Source organism: Dolomitihabitans soli, from assembly GCF_022213955.1.
Lineage (GTDB): Bacteria > Actinomycetota > Actinomycetes > Streptosporangiales > Streptosporangiaceae > Streptosporangium_A > Streptosporangium_A soli.
Genome location: NZ_JAKNTW010000002.1, coordinates 1 through 11,744 on the forward strand (window position 1 = coordinate 1; position 11,744 = coordinate 11,744).

General features: G+C 61.3%; 6 protein-coding genes. 3 read left to right on the top strand and 3 right to left on the bottom strand.

Annotation, left to right across the window (positions count from 1 at the left end; all coding sequences use genetic code 11):
- Positions 1-893 precede the first annotated feature (893 nt).
- Entirely contained in the window at positions 894-2,459 is a 1,566-nt protein-coding gene (locus tag MBA17_RS04885) for a tyrosine-type recombinase/integrase (RefSeq protein WP_238495625.1), read from the top strand.
- A 1,047-nt stretch (positions 2,460-3,506) separates the two neighbouring features.
- Here MBA17_RS04885 and MBA17_RS04890 read toward each other — a convergent pair.
- From MBA17_RS04890 to MBA17_RS04900, 3 genes are all read right to left on the bottom strand, one after another.
- The gene (locus tag MBA17_RS04890) at positions 3,507-6,920 is read right to left on the bottom strand and encodes an NACHT domain-containing protein (protein WP_238495052.1); all 3,414 of its coding nucleotides are present in this window, start codon (positions 6,918-6,920) and stop codon (positions 3,507-3,509) included.
- Positions 6,921-8,081: 1,161 nt separating this feature from the next.
- The gene (locus MBA17_RS04895) at positions 8,082-8,441 is read right to left on the bottom strand and encodes a signal peptidase I (RefSeq protein ID WP_238495053.1); all 360 of its coding nucleotides are present in this window, start codon (positions 8,439-8,441) and stop codon (positions 8,082-8,084) included.
- A gap of 2 nt (positions 8,442-8,443) precedes the next feature.
- Positions 8,444-10,096, bottom strand: coding sequence for a hypothetical protein (locus MBA17_RS04900; protein ID WP_238495054.1), 1,653 nt, complete (start codon positions 10,094-10,096; stop codon positions 8,444-8,446).
- A gap of 350 nt (positions 10,097-10,446) precedes the next feature.
- Here MBA17_RS04900 and MBA17_RS04905 point away from each other — a divergent pair, with 350 nt between their 5' ends.
- Positions 10,447-10,734 (top strand): hypothetical protein, encoded by a 288-nt coding sequence (locus MBA17_RS04905; RefSeq protein WP_238495055.1) that lies wholly within the window; start codon positions 10,447-10,449, stop codon positions 10,732-10,734.
- Positions 10,735-11,044: 310 nt separating this feature from the next.
- A complete protein-coding gene (locus tag MBA17_RS04910) occupies positions 11,045-11,734 on the top strand; it encodes a GntR family transcriptional regulator (RefSeq protein WP_238495056.1) in 690 nt (229 codons plus the stop codon).
- Positions 11,735-11,744: the final 10 nt, after the last annotated feature.

Here is an 11,744-nt window from a genome sequence, read left to right on the forward strand (position 1 = left end):
TTCGCGCCCAGCGTTCCAGGGTGGCCCGCTCATCGGCAGAAAGCGTCACCGGAGTCTTTGGTCGTCCCGTCCGCGCCATAAATTCCACTCTAGACTTAGCCGACGAATTTTAGACGCAGGACACTAGGGGTCTTTAGGAGCGGACCTAGGGCGATAAGTATTTGGTGCGTTCCGGCATCGTTGCCAGCACAGGGATGTGGACGGTAGCGAGGCACCCGTCTCAGGCGTCGCAGACCGTGTCGTCACAGGGTCGATGTACAAGATCTGTACGCGCGAGCCCGCTAGGAGCCCGCAACCCCTAGAACAAAATTCCAAAAGGCCGCTGCCTCGCGCGTTTGCGCAGGTCAACGGCCTGAGGAGCGGTGCGCCGCCAGGGACTCGAACCCCGGACCCGCTGATTAAGAGTCCGCAGCTGCGCTACCCCAGCGTGTGCACCTAATCTCCCGCCATCGTGGTGAAGTCGCCGTCGTCGGTCATGCAGGACGGGCCGCCGCCTCTCGCCCCGTACCGCGTTGCTCGGATACCTGGCCTGGATCTTTGATGTCGTCGCGGACGTCGGTGGAGATGACCAACCTTGGCCTGTGGTGCTGTCCCATTTCGGGTGTGGCGGCAGGTATTTGAACTGGTGACAGGAGATCCGCCGCTGAGGTTCGGAGGCTGCCTGCGTTGTGCCCATCCGCATAGGGGTGGTGGTCGTCGAATTCCGGAACGGTCGTCGGATTCGGCTTGACCGATGCCGTCCAGGTGGGCGTCGATACACCCCCGCCCGACGTGGCCGTGCACCAGCCCCGGTGTGGTCAGGATCGTGCTCGCCTGACCACGCCCCTGGCTGTGCTGTGCACCCTTCGCGCAATGGGCGGGCGAACGCATCGCAGGATGAGGGGAGAATGGTGATGGCTGACGGCACTACGTTCAAGCGGTGCTCCTGCACGGGAGCCGATGGTAAGGCGCTGGGGCAGAAATGCCCCAAGCTGCGGCGCCCCGGTGGGGGCTGGAGCAACCGGCACGGCATTTGGAGCTACCAGATCGAGCTACCGGCCACCGTGGAGGGCAAGCGCCGAGGCCCGTTGCGCCGCAGTGGTTTCGCCACCCAGGACGCCGCGAACAACCAACTGGGGCAGGTGCGTGAGCTGCTGGCGCTGGCTGATCCCAGCGAGGTGGTCACCCGTAATCAGGTCGCGGATTTGATCAAGAGGACGCTGGCCGAGACGGATGCTCTGCCCAGTGTCGAGGTGGTCCGTCGTAGGGTGCGGATTCGGCAGGACCTGACGCAGGACGTGACGGTCGGGCAGTGGCTGGAGGAGTTCCTCAAGCGCAAGCGGAAGATCGAAGAGACGACCCGGCGCTCCTACGAGGGCCACATCAGGCTGTACCTGGCGCCCTACCTGGGTCATATCCGATTGGATCGGCTCAAGGTCGGCGATGTGGCCGGGATGTTCGAGCAGATCGATGAGTTCAACGATGTCATCGCCGCGCGCCGTACCAGCGCCGACCGCGAGGTGCGGGCCAGCGTCAAGTATCGGCGTCCGGTCAGCATGGCCACCATGCACAGCATCCGGGCGACGCTTCGGCACGCACTGAACATGGCCATCCGCCAGGACCGACTGATCGACTTCAATCCCGCAGCGGCGCTGGAGATGCCGGCCAAGACCCGCCCCAAAGCACTGGTGTGGACCAGGGACCGGGTTGAGGACTGGCATCAGGAGTTCCGGGACTACCGCAGGGCGGAGAAGCTGCGGCGGGCCGGGCGGCGGGTCGATCCGATCGACGCGTACATCCGGGTGCCGCGCCCGTCGGCGGTGATGGTGTGGACGCCGGAGCAGACCCGGCTGTTTCTGGAAGAAGCGCGCCGGCATCGGCTGTTCGCCCTGTACCGGCTGATCACGCTGCGAGGTCTACGGCGTGGTGAGGCGTGCGGGCTGCGCTGGAAGGACGTCGATCTCGATGCTGGAACCGTGAGCATCGCCTGGCAGCTGGTGCAACTGGCCGGACAGATCCACGAGGGCAGGCCCAAGACGGACGCCTCCATGCGCACCATCGCCCTGGATGCCGAAACGATCGCGATCCTGCGTGCCCACCAGCAGCGTCAGCGCGAGGAACGGCTCGCAACGGGCAAGGCATGGAAGGGGACCGGCTTCGTGTTCACCCAGCCCGATGGGGATCGGCTGCACCCCCAGCACGTGTCCGACCAGTTTCTGTGGCTGGCCTATCTGGCGGGACTGCCACCGATCCGGCTCCATGATCTACGGCACGGCGCGGCCTCGTTGATGCTGGCCGCGGGCGTGGAGATCAAGGTGGTCCAGGAGACGCTGGGGCACACGTCCAGTGCTTTCACCGCCGATACCTACACCTCGGTCTTTCCACAGGTAGCGATGGCGGCGGCGGAGAAGACCGCGGCGCTGTTGCTCGGAGACGGCGATCAGGAGGGGCGGAACGCGCTGAGGCATCTCCGCGCTTGACCGAAGCCGGGAGAGCGGCCTCGTCGCCGGATTCGCGGCGGAACGGGGCCGTTCGTCTTGACGCTGACTCAATGAGTGACCAACCGGACAGCGTGACGATCATGGCGTGTACGGAGTGTGTACGGGCGAGCACCACGCGAGCACTGATGACCTAGAATTATGTTCTGCAATCTTGAAGCGACACGCATTTCCGCAGGTCAACGCCATGATCAAAGCGCGCCCTGCAGGATTCGAACCTGCGACCGTCGGATTAGAAGTGGAGCGCTACTCACTCACCGTACGGCGGGCTGACCTGCGATCATGCGCCTGATCTCTTCGGCGAAGGTGTCAGCGTTCCGCACATATTCCGGATCTTGTCTGGTGTGTGCAGAACGAGAACCCAAACCGCATTAGCAGCTCGGATCTTGCCCGTCCCGATCGGTTCAACCTGGACCAATGAGCGCCGCTGATCCGCCTGGAACGGGCTGGTACGGCGGTGAACTGCAACCCAAAGTGCAACCCGCGCGCGGTTCGGCCAGCGCACCGGACATGCTTCGTCCGCCTGATCGTCCTGTCTGCCTCGACCCACCGCGAAGCGGCAGCGGGCCGGCGACGGAGTGGCAAGCCCGTCTTCGCGTGTCCGTTCGCCGGTCGCCGTTCCTCGACCATGGGATGCCAACCGTCACAGACGGGCTTGAGCCGGAGGAACCGGTCTGCTGGGCTCGCCTGGGTCGCGGCAGACGGGGCGATCAGCACTCACCTCAGCCACATACGGCCTGCGGTCACGACTGGCGATCATCCCGGCGCCGAGCCCTTGCCGGAGGCGTTCTCGGCGGTGACGCTGAGCCGAACCAGAAACACGCAGATTCAAAGATCGAGTAGACGCTGCTCCGTACGGTTCAACGCAGCTCAGAGGCTATGTGTGCCTCCTGAATGCCTCTGGACCTACATGAACTGCAACTAGTCTTGCAGCTCGGGACTTGCATGCCTATAGGACGACTCTGGAATACATTGAATGCGCGAACCTACGGCAGATCGCCCAACGCTTGGAAATCCCGACCGCTAAAGCTAACCGACTGAACATATACCACAATGCGACTCTGAAGGATCCGAGAGCGCGAGCCAAGCACGAATAGCGCGGAGAGGGGTACGAGAAGCAGAGGATGTAGCGTCGCTAGCAAGATACCTATCAATATGCGCGATAGTGCGATCGCGAGCCCCAACATCGAGAAGCTTCTTAGCGATCTTAAGGCGTTGAGCAACCTCGGCCCACGGCGCAGTAAGGGCAGCCAACCAGAGATCGATTGCAGCAGGAAGAGCCCCCTGTCTCGCTAGGGCGGTAGCGACTGCATTGCACTTATCGGCGGTTAGCGATCGAGGTAAAGCGGCCAATAGTTCAGGCACTGCTGTAAGTCCGGCAGCCTCCATCCAGGCATTTACAGCATGCCCGATCTCGAACTCCGTTATGTCGCGTCGGGTGATTGCATCACGGGCGAGCAATGCAGCTTCTTCTGTCGCTCCGATCTCAGCTAGAGCCTCAGCATAGTAAGCTTGATCCCATAAATCCAATGGAGACTTATCTAGCAATCGCGCATAGATCTCTGGCCCGGCAGACGGATCGGCTAGACCCCAAGCCCTTATTGCGGTCTCTATAACGTGCCATGGCATATGTTCCCCACACACCACTGTTTTCGCCAACCGAACTGCTGCTTCCATGCAGCCTTTTTCGGCAAAGAGCTCAGCGACGAGCGCCTTATATTCGGACGAAAATCGCTCACGAGCTTCCATTGCAGCAAGAATGCGCGAGGCAGCCTCGACTCCTTCGGCATTAATCCAAGCTGTTCCTGCATTCACCACGTCGATCTCGTCTGCGGAGTTGCTCCCGATGACTTCTGCAGCAAAGTCGCAAGCGGCAGCTCGCCAGCCTAGTTCGGCAAGTGCAACACTTATCCTTGCCTTATGTTCCGCAGTCAGCGACCTGCATCTCAAAGCCTCAATAACTTCGGACTGGCCCTCCGATCCGAGACCGGATGCCCAAGCTCTTACCGCAGAAGACATGGCCATTGCATCAGTTTCGGGATCGGCTACAGCTTCCCTTGCATAAGACAATGATTGATCGAGATATCCCAATTCACATAGAGTCTCAGCAACCCATCCTCGATGGGTCTTTGTCGGCCGCTTATCAATTAGATGTAGAGCCTCGTCCAGCGAGTTCTCACCGGCGGCAGTGAGCCAAACACGCAAGGCGCTGCGGATTGCCCTATCACTTACATCATCTGCCTCAAGGACCCGCTTCGCTAACCGTACGGCTTCGGCATGGCTTCCGATTTCGATTAGAGCATCCATTGCTCCTTCCAGATCGGCATCTTGAGGATTTGCCTCCGTTATATAACGCAGTACAAGCCACTCAGCGCTCTGTGGATCGTCGGGAATGAACTCATGAACCCCCGCAGCAAGGCGCTTCAAGTCATCGGGTGTCGCCTCATCAGCCAACGCGTGCAGCAATGGTACGGCATCCGCAGGCCCTACATTCTGGCCCAGTGCGATCGCGGCTTCTATCCTCGTCCTTGAAGGAAGTTCGCGCTGTTCAATGATTTCGATAAGACGGCGATGAACCTGAGTATTTTCTTTGAGGGAGGCCAAGACATCGAAAGCTGAGCTACTGAAGATGCTGCCCATGGCAACATTGATCAAGCTCTCTATCACCTCGTCGCCCACCTCGCTAGGGGCTGAAATCCCCTCCGCGAGGACTCTGCCTGCCAATAGCATCCGATCTTGATTTCCTTGAAGCAAGCGACGCAGAATCAGGCAGATGTCATGACCGGCCTGCCGCCCCCAAAGGCCAAATACGAAAATAACTAGGTTCCGTTCGGCCTCATTGAGCCCTCGCCTTATCCATTCTTCCATGTCCGGAAAATCGGCAGCAATCAGATCGGCGTATGCACGAGCGGCAAGGAATTCAGCAAATGAATGGTGTAGAAATCTAAGCCCATCTCCTTCATAGACGAACATTCCCGTTCCGATAAGTATCTGCCGTAATTGTCCTTCCCATCCTGGAGATAGTTTTAGATCGGATGGAAGGAGCTCACGTACCCAACTGGCAGCAGCATGGAGTAGGGATTCCTCGCTGTCCAGGCGAACACGAGCCAAGGCGTCGATCAGTGTCGAACGTTTGCCGTGGATCCAGCCAGCCAATCCGGAATATGAAGCTTTCCCGGTTACCAGATCGTGGAGCGTGTCACGTCCACTAATCTCGTCATCTATTAGATAATCGTAGAATCGGTGATAGAGATCTATTCTGTTGTTGGGTAGTGGCCGACTTGGCTCTCGGGTCCGCGCGATAGCAGCAATTGTGGCTAGCAGCGGGTTGCGGACCAATTCTTGTATACGGCCATCACTGGTTTCGCTGATGAATATATCCGCCTGCGCTTCCGCTGTTTCGGGGTTTTGCGTGTAGAACCATCGCCCAGCGAAGGATTTCAGCTCCGACCTGCCAAACCGCTCAACTGTATAATTACCCATATGGGCCGCCCTTAAGGGAGCCAGCTCAGAGTCAGGTAGTGGACGAGTGGTAATTAAGAACCGGTAAAAACTCCCTGGACGGGCATGTCTTGCGATGGCCTGTATGACGGTGCGCCTCAGCCCTCCATCAACAATCTCGTCGAGGCCATCGATAAATATGAGCCAGCGAGCTCCTTCAATTCTTCCTTCGAAAAGACGGGGAGCCAACTCCTCAATCAATCGCAGTCCCATAGCTTGTTGAGCAGCTTGCGCAAGCGCAACACTCCATGTTGTACCGTTGATCAACGCACGCGCTGATATTCGCAGCGGCATAACGGGTTCTGCTAGAGGAGACTCGGAAGCACTGAGTGTCCGCAACCAGATGCCTGAGAGCTGCCGAGCAAAGTGATAACCCAGAGTAGACTTCCCCGCACCCGGCTCCCCTGTCACCAATAGATGTTCGTGCCGATTCAACGCCTCGGTTGCCGATAATGAAGCTTCGCTATTTTGCTTTTCGATAAGAGCATCGGGCCGCTTAGATTCCCTGTCAGGTCTAACCTCGTCTTGTTGACGCATATGCTGCCGCACATAGATTGTAGACAACGGCGGGGGCTGAACCCCAAGTAGTCGGTAGGGGAGCTGCTCCACTACATCTGCCTGCGCTTCAAGGAAGTTACGCAAGATCGGGTTAGGCAATGGCAACTTATCCCAGGAAGTTAAGCGAGACTGTTCACTATCTCGCTGTTCAGCGACAGAGCGGTCCATTGCATCTTTGGCTCGCCACCAGATCGGCTCAATCTCCTCCAAGGGGCGCTCAAGGGCTCCTGCCAAGGAACGAGCAGCCTCGATAGTAACGAATCTAGTCCCATTAGCAACACCGTAGATCAGATTTTTGTCATACAAGTGCCGCTGAAGAAATGAGTTTACGCTCGAGTATCCCTTGGCTGAGAGTGACGAGCGGAACCAATCAGCAAACTCCATAAGAGCTGGATGTGACTCCTGCTTGCCCCCTGGGGGGCGTCCTCCAGGCATAGCACCTCTGCTCGTTTCTAAGCGTTTCCCTACCGTAGAGGGAAACCAGGAGCTTTGACCACCCTGGAGTCATGAATCCTTTGGCCGGCCTCGCCACGCTTCACCCACTGGTCCTGGTGTGCCTGCTCTTGGCCCCCTCGGCCACTGCCGTACTCGCTGCCTGGATCGCGTACCTAAAGATCGTCGTAACCGAACGATGGAGGACTCAGCGACTGATCGAGGTACTTCGCGACGTTGATCAAGACCATCGGGACAAAGTGATCCGCGCCTGCGCCGAGTTAGAGTCCGTGAGCAGTGCTGCTGTGCAGCAGTCCCGTCCTCGGCCCGCAGTCAAGCGGAGATAAGCCGAACCTTCAGCGCAGTCTACGCAGATTCAAGCCCTGCACCTTCCACACCAGCAGGAATGGCCCTCCCCCGCATCAGTATGGGGGGAGCCTTCCTCATTCCTTTCTTTGGTCCCGTATTTCCCCCTTGATCACGGCTAGATTTGGCGCGTTGGCGCGCGGGTGATCTTACGTAGACGGACCAAGTGAGAGTCCTTGGGCCAGCGTCAGGGGGACGGGGACAAGCGCAGTCGTGCCAAGCCATGCCGCTGGCCTTTATTGCGCCGGAGAGGGAGGATCATGTCGATCGCGACCATCAACGACAATGTCAACGCCGGTCACCGCCAGGAGAAGCATGATGGGAAACGAGTGATCGAGGTCGTGTAGTTGCAGTTGGTGAGCCCTGAATGTTGGTCTCCAAGGAGACTTGGAACCACCTAGTGCGGCTCGCGGAGATCGGCCACGTTACTCGGTGAGCCGGGGTGAGGGACGAACTCCGGATCTTCGATCGCCCCCGACCACGACGGAACATCGGCCACCCCGTAGCGATCGTCGTGCTGCACGGGGGCGGCGGCGCGACCAAAGGCCGGCAGATGGCGTAGGTACGGCGCGGCGTGCGTACGGCGACGGCCCGGAGTCCTGCCCGCATGCCGGGACCGGCCTCCAGGCCGCACGCCCGGCGTGCGCCGCAGGCGCAGGGCCGGGCGACGGCGCGCAGCGCCGCCGCCTCTTGATCACTATGAGAACAATTCGGCAATGGACGAGCCTGAGCTTCACTACGATGCGCTTACTGTCCTGTCAATGATGGCCACCGTACGGTGATCACGGTTGAGTCTTCCTCGGCTTGCCAGCAATGATCGATACCTGGGCCCCAGACGACGTAGTCACCCTGACGCTCCAGGGTGGTGCTACCGATGGTCAGGTCGAGGCGGAAGCGGCCTTGGACGAGCAACAGGAGGGTTGTGCGTTGGTCGTCGGCGGTCCATTCGGGGCGGGCTTGGCCGGCGGGGTGGATGCCCCATTTGACTTCGAGGGCGTCGGTGGAGCGGACGGCGCTGTGCTCAGGGTTGATGAAGTGGCCGAGTAGCCAGCCGCGGTGCTGGTCGGCGTCGTCGGTGGCGTTGCCGGTGTACCAGTTGTCGGCCATGGTCAGATCTCCACTTCGAGGGTCGGTAGGTTGACGCGGTCGCCACCGATCTCGCTTAGTCGGCGGATGCCTTCGGATAGCGCGAACAGACCCTCATTGCTCCAAGCGGGGTCATGGACCAAGGACGTGATGAGGTCCTTGTCCAGGGTGGAGTATCGCCTCAGGCCGCTGGATTCCCAGTTGGCGGTGATGTGTCCGCCGAACTTGGTCCACCATTCTTCGTCGTTGACGACGATGAGGGAGGCGAACTCGTAGTTGCCGCTGACGAGGTTGAACCCGTACCCGGTGCATTCCATCTGCCAGTGGCTCGGGTTCTCTGCCAGCCAGGCCATCGGTGCGGACAGCCTGCTGGGGTGCATCGGGTCGGCGTGAAGCTGTTCTCCGAACGTGGAATCGACGTCGTCCCGGCCGAAGAGTTCCTCTTCCATCTCTCGTTCCAACGTGCAGAGAACGGATACGTCTTCGCCGTAGTCAGCGAGGGGTTCGTGAAACGCCTTGGGGATGACGGCAAGCTTCTGGGCGGCGTTGAGCACGTTACCCGAGCGCTCCTGGACGAGGATGATGTAGTCGGCGCTTCCTCGGCGGGATCGGGTTGCCGGGCGGGCGACGGCGAAGAGGGCGAGCGGACCGCCTGCGCACAATCGGCCGGCTGGATTGACGACGGTCTCGATGTCGGGCAGGTACCGGTCACGTAGTGGCAGTGTTCCCGCGTGTGTCGGGCGGCCTTCGGCTATCGCGTCCAGAAGTTCTCGTTCGAGGAGATCCATGGACAGGGCGTAGTGGATGAATTCCTCAATGCCGAATGTGCTACGGATCTGCTTTGCCTCAATGTCGAGATCGATCATCCGATACAGCGGCGCGTTCACCATGCGCCTGCCGGTGATAAGAGCCTCGGCGAGACAGACGATTGCCGCGTCGGAGCGGAGCGGGTCCATGAGGAGATCTGGGCTGGTGGAGTCGGTGAGGCGGAAATCGTCGTTGCCTGATCCCAACGCGAGGCGTAAATCAAGCCACTGAGGCTTGGTGAGAAGGCTGGTGGCGATGACATCCTTGCCGCTGCGAATCCGGTAGGTGTTGTGGTCTGCGGCGTTGCCCTGGCTGAAGTAGTACGTACGCAGCGCGGCTGCGACCTGGTCCCGTGTGATTCGGCCGCGTAGCTGGGCTTCGTCGCGGAGCTTCCGGGGGTCCAGTCCGACAAGGTGAGAGGCGACCTTCCGCCGACTGCTCCCAGGTTGCCACCCCGCTTGCCGGTCGAGCCAGTCGAGGGCGGCGGTGATGTGCTGGTCGGTGGCAAGGCGCAACTCGGCTTCGTCGACCGCTGCGTCCTGCCCGACGAGGAGACGGCCGTTTCCTGCCGACGGTGCGGACGTGTCCGCGGTTGCCACGGGGGCGGGCATGCGCTCATCTCGCTGGGTACGCCAGAACCCTAGATCCTCTGGTGTCTGGCCGGTGAGCTGGGTGAGCGCAAGGCGATAGACGGTACTGGGCCATCGGACGTCTCCGGTCTCCCATCGACGTACCCGCTCTTCATCACACGCGAGGGACTCAGCGATACCCGTTGCGGTGGCGTTGATGCGGTCGGCCATTTCGAGGCGTGTCAGCCGCTCGGTATTCCGCCATTCCCGAAGCTGGACGTTCGGCGCCTTCATGGGCATCTGCTGACGTTCCTCTCGGTGGGGGACTCAAGAGGGGGGCGGAAGGGGGAGTGATTGGAGGTCCCCTTCCGCTCCTGTTGCCGGTGGACTTGCCATCAAGCAACCACGGTACGTCAAGCGGGCTCCCCGCAGAGGGAAGCACCGGACGAACAAAGGGAGATGGCGACGGTGACCCGGCCAGATGAGACCAGCGAGATACGGTCCTGCCCCTCGTGTCGAGGGCGTGGGAGCAAGCTGCGCAACTCACGCCGCGCCCTCCTGATCGGCGACGGCGGAGACGAGCACGATTCCAATGGGGAGCAACGGTGTCTCGACTGCCTCGGAAGCGGCCGGGCCGAAGGGAGCGTGAGATGAACCCGATCATGTCCGCGATGACGGATGCGGTGCAGCAGGTCAACCGGGCGGAGGAGGTGGCCGCGCTGATGCGGCTGCGCGATCGGCTCCTGATGCTTGGGGTGCGGGCCGAGTTGCGGGACAACAACACCGCGCTGCGGATTGAGCCGGAGGCGGGGATGCCGGTGTGGGTGTTCGTCGGGTACGGCGGCGCCTTCTTCTCCTGGCAGGCGGCCGAGAAGCGGCACCCCGTGGCCGATGTAGAAGGCGCGGCAAAGGTCCTGGTCGACTACCTCGGCCGATAGAGCGGGCGCGGCGGGGCGGAGAGAAGCCTCCCGCAGGGGTGGGGCCGGGTGCGCGCGGCGCCCCTCAACCCCGCCGCGTCTCCAACTCCCCGGCAGATGATCGAGCGATGTCCACAGTGTTCATGCCCCTGTGCCCCCGCCCGCTCGACATCTGCCGGGGCCGTCTTGTGTACGGCTCAGCTGGTGTCGCCTGGTCTGGCGTGGACAGGCAATGAACCCCAAGCTACGCTCCAACTTAGTAAAACAACCTGTCGGGTGTTGGACGGTCAAAATGTCGCTAGAGTCCGTACCGCCGAAGTATGCCCAGCTTGTGCATGCCCTTCAACGGCGGATCGAGTCGGGGGACTACCCTCCGGGCTCGCTCCTTCCCAGCGAGAACCAGTTGATCCAGGAGTTCGGCGTGTCCCGCCCCACGGTGGTGGCCGCGCTGCGGGTCCTGCGCGAACAAGGGTGGATCGAGTCCCAGCAGGGCAAAGGCCGGTTCGTGCGTGGCCGCCCCGCACGCTCCACCGACCGCCCTCGGCCGGGTCAGGCGTATCTGACCGCCCCGGAAAGCGACACCCCGGGCGAACTCCTGGAAGTAGGGGTGCTGGCCGCACCCAACCGGGTCGCGACGCTGCTCGGCCTGGAGGCCAAGAGCAAGGCATTCCTGCGCCGGCGACTAATCGCCCGTGACGGCGAACCCGCCGAGATCGTTTCCCTGTGGCTGCCTCTGGAGGTCACCGAGGGGACCGACCTGACCACCGCCATGCCGCTGGATGAGGGCATCCGCGAGCATCTCCAGACGCGTAAGGGCGTGCGGTTCGACCACGTCGCGGAGCAGATCACCGCGCGGATGCCCACCACGCAAGAGGGCAGGCAGCTCGGGATGCCGAGGAACACGCCGCTGCTTGCCGTGTACGGCACGGTGAAGGACGCTTCCGGGCGTGCGTTGGTGGCGGTGGAGGTGCTCATGCCCGCTGATCGGCATGAGCTGGAAGACGCCTACCCGATCGGTTAGCAGGATCTCA